Source organism: Yinghuangia aomiensis, assembly GCF_039542225.1.
In the GTDB taxonomy this organism is placed as follows: Bacteria; Actinomycetota; Actinomycetes; order Streptomycetales; family Streptomycetaceae; genus Yinghuangia; species Yinghuangia aomiensis.
This window is the reverse complement of sequence record NZ_BAABHS010000026.1, coordinates 61,007-81,097: the sequence shown is the minus strand read 5'-3', so window position 1 is coordinate 81,097 and position 20,091 is coordinate 61,007. Positions and strand designations below refer to the sequence as shown.

The following is a 20,091-nucleotide window of genomic DNA, read 5'->3' as shown; positions in this document are numbered from 1 at the left end:
CCCGGCGCCGGGGAACCGCCAAGTAACCAAGACGCCGGGATCCCGCACGAACACACGTACGTAACGTCAGCCCGTCTTGGCCGCCGGCTTCCCCGCCGCCATCGGGGCCCGCAGTCCAGCCGCCCGGAACGAGTACGCGAGTCGCCCCGACCCGTTCACCCACGGCGTGACCGTCAGCCCCTCGAACTCCACCGGCCGGAACGGCAGCCCCGGCAGTTCGTCCGGCAGCACCGGCGCCACGGACGCGGGGATCTTCACCTTCACCGAACCCTCGCGCGCCTCCGGGTCGGGGTCGGACACCGTGACCGCCCACATCGGCAGCCCGGACGCCTTGTCCCGCGCCTGAACCTGCTGACCACCCTTGGACGCTTCGAAGTCGGACACCGGCTCGACCTTCGTCGCGAACGCCCCCACCGGGAACACGTCACCGAACGCCACCGGAATCGCACCCTTGATCGCCATAACCCGCTGGTCTCCCTCAGCTCGACAACACCCGGACCGACCAGGCGTCCACCTGTACTACAGGTGCAATTCAGGATGGACACCTGTAGTACGGGTTGTCAAGTGGCTTGGCGCGCGAGATGCTTACCGGGATCGAGCCAGGCGCGGGACGAGTCGACGGAGGCGGCAATGCCACAGGCGGGAAAGAAGCCGAAGTACCGCGAGATTGCCGATCACCTGCGCGAACGGATCTTGGACGGGACGTACTTGGCCGGCCAGGCCCTGCCCGGCGAAGAGGTCTTGGCGAAGGAGTTCGGCGTGACCCGGCCGACGGTTCGCCAGGGGATCGGCGAACTCCGGGCCGCCGGATTGGTCGAGGCTTCCATGGGCCGCGGCACATTCGTGCGCTCCCCTCACGCCCGCCCGAACATCACGCGCCCGCGCGGACTCCGGCGCGAGTCTGACGGCCGGTACGTCGAGATCGACGCGATCCGCTGGACTGTGCACGGTGAACCGACCGCCACGCGCACCGATGCGCCCCTGGTCCTGGCGGACCTCTTGCACGTCCCGCCGGGCGAGCCGATGTTCACCTATGACGAGCTGCAAACCGCGGAACACGGGCGGTTGCGCCAGACGCACCGTACGTACGTCCCGTTCTCCGTCCTTATCGGCACGCCGTACGCGGAGACCGCCCCGCCGCCGGCGCCCGCGCTGTTCACCGCGCTGGAGACCGTTGGGCATGAACTCCACTGGGCGGAGCACGTCCGCACCCGCATGCCGATGCCGGACGAGGCAACCACGCTCAGACTCGCCGAGGGCGTACCGCTGTTCCAGGTCTTGCGCGTCACGCTGAACCAGGACGAACGCCCGCTTGTGCTGGAGGAGTTCAAGCTCCCGGGGGACGACCTTGAAATCACCTACCGGTACGCGTGACACGAAAAGGCGGACCCCCTCCCGCGTGGCGGCATGGGAGGGGGTCCGCTGTTTCCGGCTCAGCGCGTCGCGCACGGGGGGAACGCGAGGCGAGCCGGAGTCCAGGTGGCTCTACGCAGCAAGGCGCGCCATCTCGGCGCAGAGCCCACGCGTGACCAGGTCGGCGAGGCGGGCGACGACATCAGCCGGTACGGCCCCGAGGCTGACCAAGCCGTCACCGTGGACGTTCACGTCCGCCTTCAGCGCACCGAAGCCGACCGCGAGCCCGGCCGCCATCAGCGCGTCCGCGAGTTCTCGTGTGGCCGCGTCGGCATCCCGCCAGCCGCTGACGTACGGGATGCCGTCGTGGAACACCTCGGCACGCGGCGCGCAGGTGCGTTCGTTGTCGGCAGCGATGCGCATCAACTCGACCTTTCCTCAGTCGTTTTCGTTGTCGATGGAACGGAGCGGACGGCCGTCCGACAAGCCCAACGCGAGCAGCGCGGCAAGCCGCTTCGCCGCCGCCGGAGAGGTGCGCCCCAGCTCGACAAAGCCGTGCCCGAACGCGTTGACGTCGGCCCGCAGGTACGGCAGTTCCTCCGCCAGACCGGCCGCGACCAGGACGTCACGCAGGAGCGCCGTTGACTCCCGCGCTTCGTACCAGGCGCCCGTGTCGATCGGCGACCAAGTGGCCGCGTCGGACGAGAAGTCGTCACTCGGCATGCTGCATCGCCTCCCGAGCCAGACGCCGCGACGCGGCAACCAAGTGCCCCGCCAACATGACGATGGCGCCCGCGTTCAGTTCCGGCCGCGCAGTCGGCGGACACAGCCACTGAAGACGCGCCCCGACCTCCGGCGCGGCCCCCGGCACAAGCACGAAGTCACCCTCGCCCAAGTACCGGTACGACGGTTCACCCCTCAGGTATCCGATCGTCGCCGCCCAGAAGTCGAGACCATGCGGCGCGATCAGAAACGCAACCTTGCGCGTGCGGTGGTCAATCACCGTCGGCAGCGGCGGAGCCGCGAAAGCCCGATACCCCTCCAGCGTCCGGACGCCCAGGTCATCGGACACCACCACGGCATCGAACGTCCGCCCCGTCGACAACAGCCGCGGTTCCGACGGTTCGTCGCGCCAATGCGCCCGAACTTCCGCCGGATCGTCCGCGGCCGCCGTCAGCCACCGAGGCGGACCACCGGAGACGCTGGGGGCCCGGGTGATGTGACGCTTCGTCATCTGAGTCTCCCGAGTGCCGGCGGACCTTCCGACCGGTCCCCTCCACCATCAGTTCCAGACCCGGGGCACCCACAGATGACAAGGGGCGACAGGGGATGACACGCCCGTGTCACCCCAACCCCTTTGACTGGTTTGCTACGGCATAGCGAAGATGACCCACACGTGGCCGTGACGCCACGGACGCCGCTTCGGGGGAGGCGATACACGGGTGACAAACACACCGACGTACCGACCGGAACTCTTACGCGCCGAGCGCGAACGGCGCGAATGGTCAAAGACGCGGCTGATCTACGCCCTGCGCCAGGCCGCCGCCGAGGAACACCGCACGATCCCCGCGGACGAGACGCTCAAGCGGAACATCGCGCGTTGGGAGAATGGCCACGCCTACCCGACCGAGTACGTGTCCTATCTGGTCAAGGCCTACGGCAAGCCCGCTCACATGCTCGGGCTTGGCGACCCACCATCGGGGACCGAGCTTCCGTCTGTCGCGTACCCGGCGACCGCCGATGACAGCGTGGACGAGATCAGCCGCTTGTGGCGCGCAGACCTCCACGACTCCGGAGAGCTGCTAAGCGCCACACCCGATCTCAGCGCCTGGCAGTCAGCGCCATTCGCCTGGCTTGTCGCCCCGTCAGGTGTGGTGCTCCCCCAGCCCCGCGAGCGGACCGAGGTCGGCATGTCCGACGTCGAAGCAATCCGCGCCACCGTCGACATGTTCGTCGACATGGACAACCGGTTCGGGGGCGGACACGGCCGCCGCGCGCTCGTGCAGTACCTGGACTCCGACGTCCGCGAGTTACTGAACGCCCGGTCGACCGAGCACGTAGGCCGCGCGCTGTTCGCCACGGTCGCCGAAGGCACCCTCTTGGCCGCGTGGATGAGCTACGACTCCGGCCATCACGGCTTGGCGCAACGCTACTTCGTGCAGGCGCTCCGCCTTGCTCAGACCGCTGACGACCGCCGCTTGGCCGGGAGCATCCTCTCCGCCATGAGCCACCAGGCGACGTTCCTGGGCCGCTACGCCGAGGCCGCCAACCTTGCCCGCGCCGCCTTGCTTGGCACCCAACGCCATGGCACCGCCACCATGTCCGCACAGTTCCACGCCATGGAAGCCCGCGCCCTGGCCCGACTCGGCGACGACGCCGGCTGTTCCGCCGCACTCTCCGCCGCCATGTCGACGTTCGACCGCCACAACCCCGGCGAGGATCCGGAGTTCATCGGCTACTTCGACGAGGCAGAGCTGTCCGCCGAGTTCGGCCACTGCTTCCGCGACCTGTCGCAGGCCGGCCAGGCAACCTCGTACGCCGAACTCTGTCTGGGAGGCACGGACGGCAAGTACGTCCGCTCCGACTTCTTCGCCACGATGGTCCTCGCAGACTCGCTACTCGACCGCGGCGAACCCGAGCAGGCATGCCGCGCTGCCATGGAGGCCCTCGACCTAGGCCGACAGCTCAAGTCGGCCCGCTGCGTCGCGTATCTCAACGAGTTCCGGGCCCGACTCGACCGCTTCGACGGCAACGCTGCCGTTGCCGAATTCCTCGACCAGGCCCAGACTCACCGGCTGTGGCAGCACAGCGCCTGAGCCGCTAGAACGGCTGCCAGCCGTGCCGGTCCCCGCCGGTCCGCAAGTCGGAGATCCGCCGTTGCAGTTCGGTCTCCGCCCGCGCATCGTGGTCGGCGTTCTGCGCCAGCCAGACGACCATGGACAGCTCCCGGATGTCCGCGAGGACCGGGTACCCGTACCAGTTCATGACGTCGAAGCCGTAGGCCCGCACGAATGATTCGTACTCGGTCCGCGTGTGCCAGCCGTACCGCTCGTAGTACATCGCGGTCAGCGTGAGATCCCACTCGCGCGGCCCCAGCTCGAAGCCGTCCAGGTCGATTAGCACCGCCCGCCCGGACTCATCGAGCAGCGCATTACCCACGTTCGCATCCCCGTGGATCATGCCGAACGGCAACACGAACTCAAGCCCGTCATACCGCTTGCCCAGCGACTCGGCACGCTGCCGCAGGAACTCCCGGTCATCCTCGGCGAGGTGACCAAGCTCCCCCAGCCGCCGCAGCGTCGGCCCGAGCGGATCAACGTACGGCAGCCCGAGCGAGGGCGGTTCCTCTAACCAGTGCAACCGCCGCATCAACTCCGCGAACTGCACGACGTCCGCGTACCGCTCCTCCGCAGCCACCAGCCGCCAGAACGTCACGACCCGCCCATCGACAACCGCCGGCTGCCGAACTCCCGGCACCAGCCGCACCGCGGGGTAGTCCGTCTCCGTCAGCCACCGGGCCACACCGACCGTGCGCTGTGCTTCATCGAGCCGATCCGCAGACCGCCCGATCCGCACAACCACCGGATCAGCAAGCCGGAAGACCGCGTTCTCCCCCAGCCGCATCATCGACGCCCCAACCGCGCTTAACCCGGCATCCGCACACGCCACGGCCAAGACGCCGGCCGCAGTCTCCGCCGTGAACCCGGTCCCTGACTCCCCGCTGTCCGCCATGACCGCGACGTTACCCGGTACGCCCGCACCCACCACAGCGTCAGAAGCAGCCAACGATCATTGCCGAATTGGTCTCTACTGGATCAAGGCGGCACGCCTGACGGCGTGCCGCTGCGGGACCCGCCGCGCGTGCGGCGTGGACGCCGGTCACGGCGGGCCCCGCAGCGGCCGGACTACGCCGCAGGTTCATCCGGAGGCAGCAAGACTTGCTGCCGACGACGAGGAAGCGCCGGTTGCCGTACGGCAGATGCGCGGAGCAGTTTCTCAAGGTCCGAGACCCTCATTCGCCAGCGCAGGTGAGCCACTACCGCAACGACAAACAAGATGAGTCGGGACAGGCCCACAGCGCCGGCTGTAAGCAAGACAGAGAGCAACAAGTCGGATGGCATAGCGCAGCTATCCCCTTCGGGAGCCTGCGCCGTGCCCAATCGGCTGGCAGGATCTTCGGCCGCATCGGCTCGGGCAGATCATTGAGTTGGGCAGCCATGGTACTACGAACCAGCTACACCGTTAGGTGTCTCGCTCCCGAGTCCAGGGCTTCCATGACCTCCGCAGTCGCGACCGCACCTAGACCACACCGGCAGTACAAGAACCAGGAAGGCCGAACCAAGCCATTGACAGTCTCCACCGACCATCGCCGATGAGACTCCATCAACGTGGCTAGTCCGCTTATATCGTACGAAGTGCAATCACGCTGCTTTTTAGCCAGTTCATCGTTCGAGAGGTCACTACTAACAGCAGCATCATAGGATTGCCAGTCAAAGAACTCCTCAATCCATTGGTCCCTAGTTTCTCGCACCGGATCCAGAATCCGCGTTACCCTATCGCGATCACGCCGAATCCGACGCTCGTCCGCATCCAGCTTGATTAGTCGACTGCACGCAACGGAGGGAACAAACACAGGGTTATGCGACGTGGGGTAAACGCGGGCCAAATTATGACCCTTGGGCGCGCATCTTAATTCCAGCAGCACCCGCCCACGAAAAAGTCTGGGGCGACCCGGATCAAGGCCACGACGAAATAGTTCCAGCTGCGACCGAAGCTTCACCAAACGCTCCTCACGGAGGGCGCACAGGCCACGCATCCCCCGATTCGGATCATCACCCCATTTCGCTATGAAACCTTCGTTGCCGGCGATCTCGCCCGCCAACAATTCCTGCCAATGACTTAAACATGCTATATCGCGCTCACGCCTACCTTTGGAAATTTCATCGCTACTTATCTTCGGCCGGCGTTTCGGTATTTCCACAAGGCCTCCAGCAAAATCACGCGACCAAGGATTGACCGCTGACCGCTCGTTCGCATGGCGCACTTGCAGAATGGCGAGACAGTCGTCCGGTCCTGATCCACCATGGTGCACCAACGCTTGGCGTTCGCGCCGAGCTTTAGTCACCTCCGCGCACCGAGGTCGGCGCCCCGCAGCCAAGGGCTCGGTGAACCGTAGGCCGCGCGTCGGAACCGGTGCACGCCCAGCATCGCCTCACGGTCGTGTTGCCGAGCTGCCCACGCTCCGGGCTGCAGGTCACCGGCCTGCGTCGAGGTGGGCTCAGGTCCACAGTGCAAGTTCCCCCTGCCGGAGAGACGATAGAAAGAACCGGCCCGGGAAAACCAGGAGGGCAGCATGAAAGTCTTCATCTCTTGGTCTGGTGATCTGAGCCGGGAAGTTGCCAAGGAGTTGAAGTCCTGGGCTACTCCAATTTTGCAGTCCGTTGATTTCTGGCTGTCCAGCCATGACATATCGGCGGGGCAGCGATGGTTTGACCGTATCAGTCGAGAGCTTGACGACATCAATTTCGGCATGGTGTGTTTGACTCGCCAGAACGTGAAAGCCCCGTGGGTAAATTTCGAAGCTGGCGCTCTCGCCAAAAGCATAGAGGCAGCACGAGTCGTCCCTGTTTACGTCAACTTGAACGCGGTCGATGTGACCGGACCGCTATCCAATTTCCAAGGCGTGCAGCTCAATAGAGAGGGGATTCATTCATTGGTGCACGATGTGAACGCCGCAACTGATCGCCCCGTCCCAGATCCCCCTCTGGATGGATTGTTTGATGCGATGTGGCCCCAGCTTGAAGCAAAGCTAAACGAAGCGCGAAATAAATTCACGGAGCTTGATCAGGAAGAAGTGCCTGCCCGCAGCGCCGAAAGCATGTTCGGTGAAGTCCTGGGGAGAATTCGCCGCATCGAGGCAAAAGTCGATGATGAAGATACTGGGCGCAGAATGTTGCAACGGGAAGAGTCCTCGATGCGGGTGCTCGAAGAAATAAATCGACTACTGTCAAGGCTTGACGAAATTCACCCTGCGGAAAGAACGCAAGCCATGGAGGATGCAATAGAGCGGATAGACCGAGTACTGAGGCACGGATCTGGTGATGTCTGGCGGGGTGGCCGGTCGGGGTCGAGGTAAAAAGGGCGACGGAGCTGACGTGCCGAGCCTGGGATCCGTGTGTCGATTGCGCTGTGCAGCAGGAACCGCAGTCGCGCCGACCGTCTCGGGTCGACACTGCGGGGATGCGGCAGCTCCCGAACGATCTCACGCGAGCTACGGATCAGAAATCCTTTCGCTCACGCGGATGCGGAGCCCGGCGCGGACCATCAGCGCTCGGCGGCCTAGCCTCGTCGGCATGTACCCAGGCCAGCCAACTTCAGGGCGACTCTCCGACCAGGAACTGGTCCAGCTTGTCTTGCTCTTGCGTCGCTTCTGCGACACGGATCTGGACCAGTGGGCGCTGTGGAAACTCGGGACCCGCTACGACCAAGTGTTCATGGCGATCGGCCGCAGGCCCTTCCCTGACACGCCTGACGAGATGTACACGGACATCGGGCGTTGGGCTGAGGAACACACGGGTTGAGGCGCCTAGAGTCACAGCAGAGCGGCGAGGCGCCTGGGGGCGCCGCGCGGCCTGGCGGCCGCGGCCGGGGCGCGCTTGTTCCAGCGGGGTGACGTTGGCCGCTCACCGCGAGCTGCTGGCTTGCGTCGCGTACGCATCACCTTGGTGGTGGCGTTGCGCTGCCCTGCGCGCAGACCCACGGCATGCCACCCGGTCCCCGGCATGCCGTGGACCGGGGTACGGGGTGACGTCTCGTTGGCCTCTGGCGTCGCCGCCGGCCGGGCATGGGCCGTGCCAGTCGCGTGCCAGATGCGTGCCAGAACGAGGGGTCAGGAGCGGTCAACCACGGGCATTCCATGGGGCTGACGGGGTGTCGCGGAGTGCGGAAACGAGAACAGCCCCTGACCATACGTGCTGGTCAGAGGCTGTTTCGTAAGGGGTGGCGGGTGCAGGGTTCGAACCTGCGTAGGCATCAGCCGACAGATTTACAGTCTGCTCCCTTTGGCCACTCGGGCAACCCGCCGGGATGTCCCCGCGTTGCGGCGACGGGGATAACAATAGCGGACGGGGAGGGGTGCTTCGCCACTCGGTTTGCCGGGGTGTGGGGAGGCGCGCGGGGAGCGGTGGGGATCGCAGGTCGGGAGGGGTGCGCTGCAGCCGTTGGGGGCGGTCGGCGGGGTGTGGGGCCGTGGGGCGCGGCGGTGAAGCAGGCGGAGTCCGTCGTGTGGTTGTGCCGGAGCCGCGGGTGGTGGGGTGGGCTGGATACGCTGGGGGACCGCGTGTCCGGTGGGTGCGGGGCCTTGGGGTTCCGGGCCGGGTGCGGGTGCGGGTGCCCGTCGTCCGGGCGGGTTCGCGGCCGGTCTCACAGAAAGCGATGCTGACCCTTGGCTGACTCCTCTTTCGACATCGTGTCCAAGGTCGACCGCCAGGAGGTCGACAACGCCCTGAACCAGGCGGCGAAGGAGATTTCGCAGCGGTTCGACTTCAAGAACGTCGGGGCGCACATCGGCTGGTCGGGCGAGCAGATCGAGATGCGCGCCAACACCGAGGAGCGGGTCAACGCGATCCTCGACGTGTTCCAGACGAAGCTGGTCAAGCGCGGTATCTCGCTCAAGGCCTTCGAGGCCGGCGAGCCCCGCCTGTCCGGCAAGGAGTACAAGATCTCCGGGTCCATGCAGGAAGGCATCTCGCAGGAGAACGCCAAGAAGGTGTCCAAGATCATCCGGGACGAGGGCCCGAAGAGCATCAAGGCCCAGATCCAGGGCGACGAGCTGCGCGTCAGCTCGAAGAGCCGCGACGATCTCCAGGAGATCATCGCGCTACTCAAGGGCAAGGACTTGGACTTCGCCCTGCAGTTCGTCAACTACCGGTAAGTCGGGGCCCGACGGCCCGTACGCGCTTTTGAGGTACGGGTAGCGCCGTTGAACCAGCCGTTGAACTACCGGTAGAGAAGCTTCAACCCCGCCCCCTCAGGCCGCCCGCCGCCCTACCCCGCGGTGCCGGCGGCCTGAGGGGGGCGGGTTGTTGTGGAGCCGGGGGTGAACGGGGACAGGACCGTCTCGGTGCCGGAGAGCACCGCTTCGGTGCGGGTGGTGACCAGGGCTTCGTCGAGGCGCCCGGTGAAGGCGTCGTACAGGACACGCAGGGCGCCCTCGTAGGCGAACGGCACCATGCGCTGTCCGGTGGCCAGCAGGGTCTGGCCGATCTGGAACGTCTCGAGGAACAGCGACCGGAAACGCGCCACCCGGCTGCCCGGGGTGACCGGCCAGCGGGCGATGACCGTGCGGTACGCGTCCTCGTAGCGGCCGAGGTACTCCAGGTGGGCGTCCGTCCGCCCGCTGACCGCGACGTCGTCGGTCCGGCGGTGGAACACCACGCCCGGCTCCGGGACGCGTTCGAAGCACCAGCCGCGGTCGTGGATCAGCCGGAGCCACAGCGACCAGTCGACGAGGACCGGGAGTTCCGGGTCGAAGCGGAACCACGACGCGGGCCCGTGCACCGCCGGGTTGCGGCACACCACCGCGGACGTCGGCACGAAGTTCGCCACCGCGAGGACGCCCGGGTCGAACGCGAAGTCGTAGCGGTACGGCGACGCCTCCGGCAGCTTCCCGGGCTCGCACCGGCCGCCCGCCAGCAGGCAGTCCGCGTACATCACGTCCGCGCCGGACGCGTCGAGCGCGGTCAGCGCGCGGTCCAGGTGGCCGGGCAGGTACAGGTCGTCGTCGTCCAGGAACGCCACGAACCGGCCGGACGCCAGTTCGAGCCCGGCGTTCCGTGCCGCGCCCTGGCCGCGCGGCCGCGGGTGGGAGACGACGCGGACCGTCACGCCCGGCGCGCCCAGCGGCAACGCCGCGGCGATGTCTCCCCCGCCGTCGTTGACGACCACGATCTCCGTTCCGGGCACGTCCTGCAGGACGATGCTGCGCAGCGCGTCGGCGAGCGCCGCCGGGCGGTCGCGCGTCGGGACGATGACGCTCACGGTTGCGGTCACGGCATACCTCCGGGCCGGCTGCCCCGCCGGGGCGGGGGCGCGACTGGTGTATGGGCGGACTATCGGCAGCTCCGCCGCCGCGGTTCAGCGGACGGGGAACGCGTTCACCCGGAAGGCACACGGACGGAACCCTCCCGAGGGACCCGGCAGACCCGACAGCGCCGACAGAGCCGACAGCCAGACCTGAACGGAGATGATGGAGAAGGCGGAGACGGCGGAGACGAGGGACCAGAGGGACTCAAGCCCGCCGAAGCCCGCTCCCCGACCGCCTCAGCCGTATAGCGACCGCAGGTGGCCCCGGTCGAGACGATGTCGCGGCCCAGCGGCGTCGGCGAGATCGGAACCGGGATCGGGATCGGGATCGGAATCGGCATCATCGCGAACGAAACGATCCCGGCCGTCTCCGCTCCCGGCTGTCAGGGTGATCCCCACCGGGCATCCGCCGGGGTCCCCTGCGTGCCGTTGCAGGGCCGGGCGTTCTCCCGCAGGTTCCGGCCAACCGCGTTGACCAGGGGTTTTGCGTGCCTAGTACGTCGCATAGCCGGTTCCGTTCGCCGACACGATGTCATGGCCCAAGGGGGTCAAAGAGATCGGAATCATCTTGAAGCTGGCAATGCCGAGCGGGATTCCGATGATGGTGATGCACAGGGCAAGGCCGGTCACCAGGTGGCCGATGGCGAGCCACCAGCCGAACAGGATGATCCACAGGATGTTGCCGAGCATCGAGCCGACGCCCGCCGACTGCTTCCGGACCACCGTGCGGCCGAACGGCCACAGGGCGTAGGACGCCATCCGGAAGGCCGCGATGCCGAACGGGATGGTGATCACCAGGAAGAACAGCACGAAGCAGATGAGTCCTGCGACCGCGTAGCTGATGGCCATCCAAAAGCCGCACAGCACGAGCCAGATGATGTTGAGCACGGTCTTCATGGCGCCTCACGGCTTTCGCGTCGGTGATCGTCCAGGCACTGGTGAGGAATGCCCCGAATAGTGCGCGACCAAGCAGGTCCCGGAAGAAAACCCGCCCCGCCGACCACCGACCGGGTCAACCCCCCGACCACCCGCCGGACCGGAGCCCGGCCGGAGCCCGGCCGTCGCCCCGGCCAACGCACCGATCACCGCCCCGCCATCGACTCCAGACGGGCGATGCGCTCCGCCATCGGCGGGTGGGTCGAGAACATCTTGGTCAGGCCCTGGCCGGCCCGGAACGGGTTGGCGATCATGAACGCGCTGGTCGACTGGATGCTCGGCTCGGCGGGCAGCGGGCGCGCCTGGGTGCCGGCCTCGAGCTTGCGCAGCGCGCTGGCGAGGGCGAGCGGGTCGCCGGTGAGCTGGGCGCCGGACGCGTCGGCCTGGTACTCGCGGCTGCGGCTGATGGCGAGTTGGATCAGCGAGGCGGCGATCGGGCCGAGGATCATCATCAGCAGCATGCCGAGGAGGCCGGGGCCGTCGTCGTCGTTGCTGCGGCCGATCGGGATGAGCCACGCGAAGTTGACCAGGAACATGATCACGCTGGCCAGCGCGCCGGCGACGGACGCGATGAGGATGTCGCGGTTGTAGACGTGCGAGAGTTCGTGGCCGAGCACGCCGCGGAGTTCGCGTTCGTCGAGGATGCGCAGGATGCCCGTGGTGCAGCAGACCGCGGCGTTGCGCGGGTTGCGGCCGGTGGCGAAGGCGTTGGGCGCCTCGGTCGGCGAGATGTAGAGGCGCGGCATCGGCTGGCGGGACTGCGTCGACAGCTCGCGGACGATCCGGTACAGCTCCGGGTTCTCCGCCTCGCTGACCGGGCGGGCGCGCATCGACCGCAGGGCGATCTTGTCGCTGTTGAAGTACGCGTAGGCGTTGGTGCCCAGGGCGACGATGAACGCGATGATCAGGCCGGTCCGCCCGAAGGCGCTGCCGATGAGGAGGATGACCGCGGACAGGGCGCCGAGCAGGACGGCGGTCTTCAGCCCGTTGTGCTGGCGGTGCACGGCGAGTCCTCTCGGATCGTACGGATCGGTTGTCCGATCAACGAAGGAACAAATCGTATGGTTCCCCCACAGACGCGGCGTCACGCCTGACTCGTCGGCGGGCTCCGCCACCCGGGCCGCACCCGCCGCGGGCCGGGCCGCGGCAGGGCGGGCGGGCAGCTACGTCAGCCCAGCAGCCCCGGCACTGTCAGCACCCGCAGCACGATCTGCGGGGCGACCGACAGCACCACGCCCAGTCCGAACGCCAGTCCGATGGCGACCGCGAAGGGCGTCGGTACGCGCAACGCACCGGACGCGCCCAAGGTTCCCTCGACCGCGGGAGCCGACGGCACGGGCGGTGCGAAGAGTTGCGCCGTCCAGACGAGGTAGTAGTAGAGGCCGATGGCGACGTTGACGGCCATCACCACCGCGAGCCAGCCGGTGCCGCCCGCGACGACCGACTGGAAGACGGTCACCTTGGCGAACAGGCCCATGAGCCCCGGCGGGAGCCCGGCCAGGCAGAGCAGGAAGAACCCCATCGCCAGGGCCAGCGGCGGCCGGGCGCGCAGCAGGCCGCGGTAGTCGGCGAGGACGCCGGTCGGGCGGTCCCGCAGCACCGCGGTGACGACGGCGAAAGCACCGAGGTTCATGACCGCGTAGACCGCGAGGTAGGCGACCGATGCGGGCAACCGGTCGGCCAGGTCCGCGCCGTGGCCGGCCGCGGTGCCGAACGGGACCAAGACGTAGCCCGATTGGGCGATCGACGACCAGGCGAGCAACCGGACCACGTCGCCGGAGCCGGTGGCCACGCGGACCGCGACGACGTTGCCCACGGTCATGGTGAGCGCGGCCAGCACCGCCATCGCGGGCCCCCACACGTGGGCGTAGGGCCGCAGTCCGATCCCGGCGACCAGCAGCAGGCCCGCGAAGCCCGCCGTCTTGGACACCACCGACAGGTAGGCGGCCACCGGCACGGGGGCGCCGCGGTAGGTGTCCGGCACCCAGAAGTGGAAGGGCACCGCGGCGACCTTGAACGCGAAACCCGCCAGGGTCAGCGCGGCCCCCGTCGCGGCAACCGTCTTCAGCTGCGGGTCGACCGCGGACAGGGCGGCCGCCATGCGGTCGAGGTACATCGTCCCGGTCGCGCCGTAGAGCAGGCTCGCGCCGAACAGCAGCACGGCGGTGGAGGCCACGGACATCAGGAAGTACTTGAGCGCCGCTTCGCCGCCGAGGACGCTGCGCCGCAGTCCGATGAGCGCGAACGCGGGCAGCGACAGCGTCTCCAGCGCCACGACCAGCGTGACCAGGTCGCGCGCCGCGGCGAGGGTGACCGCGCCGGCCACCGACGCGAGCAGCAGGAAGTGGTACTCGCCGCCGGGCACGCCCGCTTCCGCGTCGTGTTCGTCGGCCCACGGCCGCGGTGCGGTCATCGGCATGGACAGCAGCACGACGACGGCTGCCGAGCCGAGCAGGACGAGCTGCAGCACGAGGGTGAAGTCGCCGACGACGTACGAGCACCCGCCCGGCTCCGGCCCGGGCGCGCAGAACGTCGCCCGGTGCTCCCCGCGCAGCGGCAGCAGCAGCGCCAACGCGGCGACGAGGCCCCCGAGCGACAGCCACGCGAGCCACACCTTGCTCGGCCCGGACAGGAACAGGTCGGCCAGCAGCACGGCGAGCGCGGCCGCCGCGACGGCGAGCGGCGGCGCGATGGCCGCCCAGTCGATGCCCTGGACGAGCGATGCCGAGCCGAGGGTCATGCCCCGCCTCCCAGGAGTGCGCGGACGGCCGGATCGGTGACGGCGAGGACGGAGGCGGGCCACAGGCCCGCGACGACGGTCAGCGCTACCAGCGGGCCCCAGGCCGCGACATCGACGCGGCCGACGTCGGGCAGCGGGGTGAAGCCGTCGGCGTGCCGGCCGGGCCCGGCGCAGACAGTGCGGACCAGGCCGAGCATGTAGGCGGCGGTCAGCACCGTGCCGGTGCCGGCCGCGGCGAGCAGCACCCAGTAGAGGCCGTGGCTCAGGCCCGCGGCCGGCTGGTAGGCGCCGTACATCGCGAGGAGTTCGCCCCAGAACCCGGCGAGGCCCGGCAGGCCGAGTCCGGCCACCGCGGCGAACGCGAGCAGGCCGCCGAGGCGCGGGGCGCGGGCGTACAGGCTGCCGCCGATGCGGGCGAGCAGGGCGGTGCCGCTGCGGTCTTTGACCGCGCCGGCGAGGAAGAACAGGAGCCCGGTGACGAGCCCGTGGCCGATGTTGACGAACAGGGCGCCGTTGATGCCCTGCGGGGTGAGGGTCGCGATGCCGAGGAGCGCGAAGCCCATGTGGCCGACCGACGAGTACGCGATGATCCGTTTGAGGTCGCCGTCCGGGCTGCGCAGCAGCGCGAGGCAGACCAGCGAGCCGTACACGATCCCGACGGTGCCGAACGCGGCCAGGTAGGGCGCGAATTCGTCGGCGCCTTGGGGCAGGGCGGGGACGGCGATGCGGATCAGGCCGTATGTGCCCATCTTGAGCAGCACTCCGGCGAGCAGCACCGATCCCCCGGTCGGCGCCGCGGTGTGCGCGTCGGGGAGCCAGGTGTGCAGCGGCCACATCGGGACCTTGACCGCGAGGCCGAGGCCGATCGCGAGGAACGCGAGGATCTGCACGCCGCGCGACATGCCGCTGCCGTGCGCGGCGGCGAGCGCGGTGATGTCGAATGTGCCGGTGTGCGCCTGCACGAGCAGGAAGCCGAGCAGCATGACCGCGGACCCGAGCACGGTGTACAGCAGGAACTTGACGGCGGCCGGGCCGCGTTCGCCCGGGGTGCCCCAGCGGGCGATGAGGAAGTACATGGGGATCAGTACGACCTCGAAGAACAGGAAGAACAGGATCAGGTCGAGCGCGGCGAAGGTGCCGAGCACGCCGGTCTCCAGCACCAGCACGAGGGCGACGTAGGCGCGGGCGCTGCCGCCGTCCGGGATTGTCCCCAGGCTGTGGACGGCGACCAGGAACGTCAGCAGCGCGGTCAGCAGCACCAGCGGCAGCGAGATCCCGTCGATGCCGACGTGGAAGTGCAGGTCCAGCGACGACGCCCACACCCAGTCCGTGGCGAACTGCATGCCGCGGGCGTCGTGCCGGTCGAAGCCGGCGGCCAATGCGACGGTCAGCGCGAGCGTCGCGCCGGTGACCGCGACGCCGAAGCGGCGGGCGGCGCGGTCGCCTACCGGGCGCAGCACCAGTACGGCGGCGCCGAGAAACGGGAGGGCGAGGGCGGCGAGGAGGATGTACCTCATGCGTTCACCGCCACGGCCACCGCGAGGATCACGATTCCGGTGAGCAGGCCGGCCAAGTACACCTGGACGTTTCCGTTCTGCGTGCGCCGCAGGCGGCCGCCCGTGCGCCAGGCGCCGTCCGCGGCGCCGCGCACGGAGGCGTCGACGACGGCGGTGTCGACGAAGCGGATCACCCGGGACAACGCCCACACCGGCCGGACGACGGCGGCGTTCTGGAAGCGGTCGGCGTAGAAGCCGCGTTCGGCGGGGACGCGCACCGGGCCGAGCAGCCGCGCGGGGTCGGCGGCGGGGTCGCGCCGCCAGACCGCGTAGACGACGCCCGCGCCGAGGGCCAGCAGCGCGACGGCGACGAGCGAGGTGCCGAGGCGCGGCACGAGGTCGTAGTAGGCCTGGTTCTCCAGCAGCAGCCCCGCGTCGGCGGTGCTGCCGCGGTACGGACGTCCGTCGGCGTCGCCGAGCCATTCCGGCAGCCACGCGGTGGACAGCCCGATGACGCCGAGGAACACCGTCGGGACGGCGAGCACGATGAGCGGCCAGCGCATCGCGGCGGGGACTTCGCCGTGCGGTGCCGGTGCTTCGGCGGCACGTTCCGGCACGTCGTGGTTGGCGGGTTCGCCGCGCGGGGCGCGGCTTTCGCCGAAGAACACGCGCAGCCACACCCGGGTCGCGTACGCGGCGGTGACGGCCGCGGTGAGCAGGGCGGCGATCAGGACGAGCCAGCCGGCCGCGGCCGGGGGTCCTCCCACGGGGGAGTCCAGGGCGGTGTGTTCGGCCGCGCCGATGACGGCTTCCTTGCTGAAGAAGCCGGACAGCGGCGGAACGCCGACCAGGGCGGCGAGCCCGGCGGTCGTCGTCCAGAAGACCGTCGGGGACCGGTGCCGCAGGCCGCCCATGTCGCTGATGCGGCCGCTGCCCGCGAGGTGGATGACCACGCCCGCGGCGAGGAACAGCAGGGCCTTGAAGGCCCCGTGGGTCAGCAGGTGGAACACCGCGGCGTCGCGGCCGCCCGCGGCCAGGCCACCGGTCATGTAGGCGAGCTGGCTGACCGTGGACCAGGCGAGCACGCGCTTGAGGTCGTCCTGGGCGAACGCCGCCAGCGCCGAGAACACCATGGTGACCGCGGCCATCACGGCGAGCACCATGAGCGCGGCGGTGGAGGCGAGGTAGACCGGGTAGAGCCGGGCGACGACGTACACGCCCGCGGCGACCATGGTCGCGGCGTGGATGAGCGCACTGACCGGGGTCGGGCCGGTCATGGCGTCCGGAAGCCAGGTCTGCAGCGGTACTTGGGCGGACTTTCCGGCGACGCCGCCGAGCATGAGGATCGCGCCCGCGGTGACGTAGGCCGAGCCACTGGGCGGCACGTTGTCGACGATCGCGCCGATGCGGAACGAGCCGCTGCCCGCGCCGAGCACGAGGATGCCGATGAGGAACGGCACGTCGCCCAGCTTGGTGACGAGGAACGCCTTCACGGCGGCGGCCCGGGCGACTTCCGTCTCCCAGTAGTGCCCGATCAGGAAGTACGAGCAGATGCCCATCACTTCCCAGCCGAGCAGCAGCACCAGCAGGTCGCCGGTGTAGACGACGAGCAGCATCGCCGAGCTGAACAGCGAGATCAGCGCGGCGTAGGACGAGTACCGCTCGTCCTTGCGCATGTAGGCCGTCGAGTAGATCTGCACGAGCAGTGCCACCACCGCGACCAGCGCGCCGACGAGCGCCGCGAGGCCGTCGATGCGCAGCGACAGCGTGATACCGAGCGCGCCGGTCGGGGTGAGCCGGGGGCCTTCCTCGGTCACGCCGCCGTCGCCGTGCGCCGCGGCCACGCCGATGGCGAGTGCGGCGGCCGCGGCGAGCGGGAGGACGGCGAGGACGCGGGCGGCGGCGGGGCTCCGGCGGCCGACGGCGAGTCCGAGCAGGGCGGCGAGGAACGGGAGGCCGGTGGCGAGTGCCGCGGCGGTGATCATGCGGCCTCGCTCTTGATCCGACGGGACCCCGTCTTTCGGGCCTTCCGGGCGTTCGCGCCCTTGCCGATGCCGGGCTCGGCGAGGTCGCGCAGCTCGGAGACGTCCGACGTGGCGCGGTTGCGGAACACCATGAGCACGATCGCCAGGCCCAGGCCGATCTCGGCGGCGGCGATGGTGATGACGAACAGCGTGAGCGCCTGTCCCGCGTGCAGGGTGTCGCGGAGCCACATGTCGAACGCGACGAGGTTGATGTTGACCGCGTTCAGCATGAGTTCGACGGACATCAGCACGAGGACGGCGTTGCGGCGGGCGAGGACGCCGTAGAGGCCGATGGCGAACAGGAGCACCGCGAGGACGAGGGGGTAGACGAGGTGCATCCCGGTCACCGTCCCGGTCTTCCGGGAGCCCGGCCGGCCGCGGCCGCCCCGGTCTCCGTCCGGTCCGCGGCCCGGCCGCGGGAGAGCACGATGGCGCCGACGAGCGCGGCGAGCAGCAGCACGGACAGCACTTCGAACGGCAGGACCCAGGTGCGGAACAGGCTCTCGCCGTTGGCGCGGGCGCTGCCGTCGGCGGTGTCGCCGAGGTCGAGATAGGTGGCGTGGAAGGCGTCGACCACCACGGTGAGCAGCGTCGCCCCGGCCGCGGTCGCGACCAGCAGCGCGGGCCAGCGCTGCGGGGCGTCCACGTCGGCCGAGCGGCCGATCGGCGCCCGGGTGAGCATCAGCCCGAACAGCAGCAGGACGACGACCGCGCCGATGTAGATGAGCACCTGCACCCACGCGATGAACTCGGCGGTCAGCAGCAGGTACTCGGCGGCGAGCCCGCCGAGGGTGACGACCAGCCACAGGGCGGCGTGCACGACCTGCTGTGTGGTCACCACCAGCAGCGCGGCGCCGAGCACGACCAGGCCGATGAGCACGAACGCGATCTCCGCGCCGGTCGGGGACAGGAAGCCGGGGCCGCCGCGGCCGGAGACGTCGGCGGCGGCGCGGGCGACGGCGGTCACGCCTCCTCCCCCGTCCCGGGGCCGGCTTGACGTTCCTTCGCGAGTTTCTCCGCCGCGCGGCGGGCCATCGCGAACTCCTTGGGTTCCTCGGCCCGCTCGTCGAGCGCGGGCGGCGCGGGCACGGTCCACATCCAGGCGCGCAGCGTGTCCCGCTCGTGGGTCAGCGCGCGGATGTCGTCGGTCGCGTATTCGAACTCGGGCGACCAGAAGAGGGCGTCGAACGGGCAGACCTCGACGCAGATCCCGCAGTACATGCACAGCGCGAAGTCGATGGCGAAGCGGTCGAGGACGTTGCGCGTGCGGTCGCGGGCGCCGGGCTCCTTCGCGGGCACGACTTCCTTGTGCGAGTCGATGTAGATGCACCAGTCGGGGCACTCGCGGGCGCACAGCATGCAGACCGTGCAGTTCTCCTCGAACAGCGCGATGACGCCGCGGGACCGGGGCGGCAGCTCGGGCGCGACTTCGGGATAGCCCTGGGTGACGGAACGCTTCGTCATGGTCCGGAGCGTGACGGCGAGGCCTTTGGCGAGCCCGGAACCGGGGATCTTCCTGGTCATGCGATCGCCACCCTCACGACGCCGGTGAGCACCAATTGCGCGAGCGCGAGCGGGATGAGGCCGGTCCACGCGAGCTTCTGGAGCTGGTCCTCGCGCAGCCGCGGGTAGCTGACCCGCAGCCAGATCACCACGAAGGCGAGGATCCCGGTCTTGACGAGCGTCCACAGCCAGCCGAGGTGCTCCGAGCCGGGGCCGTGCCAGCCGCCGAGGAACAGCACCGTGGTGAGGGCACACAGGACGAGGATCCCGGCGTACTCGGCGAGGAGGAAGAGCGCGAAGCGGAGGCCGGTGTACTCGGTGTACGCGCCGAAGATGATCTCCGAGTCGGCGACCGGCATGTCGAACGGCGGACGCTGCAGCTCGGCGAGGCCCGCGGTGAAGAAGACCACGCCGCCGATCGCCTGCCACGGGAGCCACCAGGCCTCCCATTGGCCGAGGATGCCGGGGAGCGACAGGGTGCCGGCGGCCATCGCGACGCTGGCGGCGGCGAGCAGCATGGGGAGTTCGTAGGACATCAGCTGCGCGGCGGTGCGGAGCGAGCCGAGCAGCGAGTACTTGTTGGCGGACGCCCAGCCGCCCATGAGCGAACCGAGCACCCCGATGCCCATGACCGCGAGCACGAACAGCACCCCGGCGTCGATCGCGCGCCCGACCTGGTCGCCGGGCCCGACCGGGATGGCGATGAGCACGACGAGGTACGGGATCAGCGCGATCGCCGGGGCCAGCTTGAAGATCCGCCGGTCGGCTCCGGCCGGGACGACGTCCTCCTTCTGGGCGAACTTCACCCCGTCGGCGACCAGTTGCGCCCAGCCGTGGAAGGCCCCGGCGTAGATCGGGCCGACCCGTGCCTGCATGTGGCCCATGACCTTGTGCTCGGTCTGGCCGATGAGCAGCGGCAGCACCATAAAGGCGGCCATGACGAGGACGAGGCGGA

The 20,091-nt window shown here is 69.2% G+C and carries 20 protein-coding genes and 1 tRNA gene; 5 read left to right on the top strand and 16 right to left on the bottom strand.

Annotation, left to right across the window (positions count from 1 at the left end; translation table 11 throughout):
• Positions 1–66: 66 nt before the first annotated feature.
• On the bottom strand, positions 67–462 hold the full coding sequence (locus tag ABEA93_RS30125; RefSeq protein WP_345678997.1) for a plasmid replication, integration and excision activator: 396 nt from the start codon (positions 460–462) through the stop codon (positions 67–69).
• A gap of 168 nt (positions 463–630) precedes the next feature.
• Between ABEA93_RS30125 and ABEA93_RS30120 the strand changes: the two genes are divergently transcribed.
• Complete coding sequence (locus tag ABEA93_RS30120; protein ID WP_345678996.1) at positions 631–1,374, top strand: GntR family transcriptional regulator; 744 nt, start codon at positions 631–633, stop codon at positions 1,372–1,374.
• Positions 1,375–1,485: 111 nt separating this feature from the next.
• On the opposite strand, the gene ABEA93_RS30115 is transcribed toward ABEA93_RS30120, so the two are convergent.
• From ABEA93_RS30115 to ABEA93_RS30105, 3 genes are read right to left on the bottom strand one after another with little or no spacing between them, the layout of a single operon-like run.
• Positions 1,486–1,776, bottom strand: a complete 291-nt coding sequence (locus ABEA93_RS30115; protein ID WP_345678995.1) for a hypothetical protein — start codon at positions 1,774–1,776, stop codon at positions 1,486–1,488.
• A 15-nt stretch (positions 1,777–1,791) separates the two neighbouring features.
• Positions 1,792–2,076 (bottom strand): hypothetical protein, encoded by a 285-nt coding sequence (locus ABEA93_RS30110; protein ID WP_345678994.1) that lies wholly within the window; start codon positions 2,074–2,076, stop codon positions 1,792–1,794.
• A complete protein-coding gene (locus ABEA93_RS30105; protein ID WP_345678993.1) occupies positions 2,066–2,587 on the bottom strand; it encodes a bifunctional DNA primase/polymerase in 522 nt (173 codons plus the stop codon). The genes ABEA93_RS30110 and ABEA93_RS30105 overlap by 11 nt, the downstream gene beginning before the upstream one ends.
• Positions 2,588–2,795: 208 nt before the next feature.
• Here ABEA93_RS30105 and ABEA93_RS30100 point away from each other — a divergent pair, with 208 nt between their 5' ends.
• Complete coding sequence (locus ABEA93_RS30100; RefSeq protein ID WP_345678992.1) at positions 2,796–4,169, top strand: NsdA family TPR-like regulatory protein; 1,374 nt, start codon at positions 2,796–2,798, stop codon at positions 4,167–4,169.
• Positions 4,170–4,173: 4 nt separating this feature from the next.
• Here the strand turns inward: ABEA93_RS30100 and ABEA93_RS30095 are convergent, their stop codons facing one another.
• Complete coding sequence (locus ABEA93_RS30095; protein ID WP_345678991.1) at positions 4,174–5,085, bottom strand: phosphotransferase; 912 nt, start codon at positions 5,083–5,085, stop codon at positions 4,174–4,176.
• A gap of 1,621 nt (positions 5,086–6,706) precedes the next feature.
• On the opposite strand from ABEA93_RS30095, the gene ABEA93_RS30090 reads away from it, so the two are divergent.
• On the top strand, positions 6,707–7,489 hold the full coding sequence (locus tag ABEA93_RS30090; protein WP_345678990.1) for a toll/interleukin-1 receptor domain-containing protein: 783 nt from the start codon (positions 6,707–6,709) through the stop codon (positions 7,487–7,489).
• 217 nt (positions 7,490–7,706) lie between these two features.
• Positions 7,707–7,934, top strand: coding sequence for a hypothetical protein (locus tag ABEA93_RS30085; RefSeq protein WP_345678989.1), 228 nt, complete (start codon positions 7,707–7,709; stop codon positions 7,932–7,934).
• Between the two features lie 419 nt (positions 7,935–8,353).
• Here ABEA93_RS30085 and ABEA93_RS30080 read toward each other — a convergent pair.
• Positions 8,354–8,436: transfer RNA gene (locus ABEA93_RS30080), tRNA-Tyr, on the bottom strand.
• Positions 8,437–8,797: 361 nt separating this feature from the next.
• Here ABEA93_RS30080 and ABEA93_RS30075 point away from each other — a divergent pair.
• Complete coding sequence (locus ABEA93_RS30075; RefSeq protein WP_345678988.1) at positions 8,798–9,286, top strand: YajQ family cyclic di-GMP-binding protein; 489 nt, start codon at positions 8,798–8,800, stop codon at positions 9,284–9,286.
• Positions 9,287–9,399: 113 nt separating this feature from the next.
• Here ABEA93_RS30075 and ABEA93_RS30070 read toward each other — a convergent pair whose 3' ends face one another.
• The 10 genes from ABEA93_RS30070 to ABEA93_RS30025 all read right to left on the bottom strand — a co-directional run bounded on the left by ABEA93_RS30070 (position 9,400) and on the right by ABEA93_RS30025 (position 20,074).
• Positions 9,400–10,404 carry a glycosyltransferase family 2 protein gene (locus tag ABEA93_RS30070; protein ID WP_345678987.1) on the bottom strand — a complete coding sequence of 335 codons (1,005 nt, stop codon included), beginning with the start codon at positions 10,402–10,404 and terminating at the stop codon, positions 9,400–9,402.
• A 525-nt stretch (positions 10,405–10,929) separates the two neighbouring features.
• Positions 10,930–11,334, bottom strand: a complete 405-nt coding sequence (locus ABEA93_RS30065) for a YccF domain-containing protein (protein ID WP_345678986.1) — start codon at positions 11,332–11,334, stop codon at positions 10,930–10,932.
• A gap of 185 nt (positions 11,335–11,519) precedes the next feature.
• A complete protein-coding gene (gene htpX / locus ABEA93_RS30060) occupies positions 11,520–12,377 on the bottom strand; it encodes a zinc metalloprotease HtpX (protein WP_345678985.1) in 858 nt (285 codons plus the stop codon).
• A 164-nt stretch (positions 12,378–12,541) separates the two neighbouring features.
• Positions 12,542–14,113, bottom strand: coding sequence for an NADH-quinone oxidoreductase subunit N (locus ABEA93_RS30055; RefSeq protein ID WP_345678984.1), 1,572 nt, complete (start codon positions 14,111–14,113; stop codon positions 12,542–12,544).
• Complete coding sequence (locus ABEA93_RS30050; RefSeq protein WP_345678983.1) at positions 14,110–15,630, bottom strand: complex I subunit 4 family protein; 1,521 nt, start codon at positions 15,628–15,630, stop codon at positions 14,110–14,112. The genes ABEA93_RS30055 and ABEA93_RS30050 overlap by 4 nt, the downstream gene beginning before the upstream one ends.
• Positions 15,627–17,594: an NADH-quinone oxidoreductase subunit 5 family protein gene (locus ABEA93_RS30045; protein WP_345678982.1), complete on the bottom strand. Its 1,968-nt coding sequence runs from the start codon at positions 17,592–17,594 to the stop codon at positions 15,627–15,629. The genes ABEA93_RS30050 and ABEA93_RS30045 overlap by 4 nt, the downstream gene beginning before the upstream one ends.
• On the bottom strand, positions 17,591–17,971 hold the full coding sequence (nuoK, locus tag ABEA93_RS30040; protein WP_345679033.1) for an NADH-quinone oxidoreductase subunit NuoK: 381 nt from the start codon (positions 17,969–17,971) through the stop codon (positions 17,591–17,593). The genes ABEA93_RS30045 and nuoK overlap by 4 nt, the downstream gene beginning before the upstream one ends.
• A gap of 5 nt (positions 17,972–17,976) precedes the next feature.
• A complete protein-coding gene (locus tag ABEA93_RS30035) occupies positions 17,977–18,600 on the bottom strand; it encodes an NADH-quinone oxidoreductase subunit J family protein (RefSeq protein ID WP_345678981.1) in 624 nt (207 codons plus the stop codon).
• Positions 18,597–19,157 (bottom strand): NuoI/complex I 23 kDa subunit family protein, encoded by a 561-nt coding sequence (locus ABEA93_RS30030; protein WP_345678980.1) that lies wholly within the window; start codon positions 19,155–19,157, stop codon positions 18,597–18,599. Before ABEA93_RS30030 ends, ABEA93_RS30035 begins: the two co-directional genes overlap by 4 nt.
• Positions 19,154–20,074, bottom strand: coding sequence for a complex I subunit 1/NuoH family protein (locus ABEA93_RS30025; protein WP_345679032.1), 921 nt, complete (start codon positions 20,072–20,074; stop codon positions 19,154–19,156). Before ABEA93_RS30025 ends, ABEA93_RS30030 begins: the two co-directional genes overlap by 4 nt.
• Positions 20,075–20,091 lie beyond the last annotated feature (17 nt).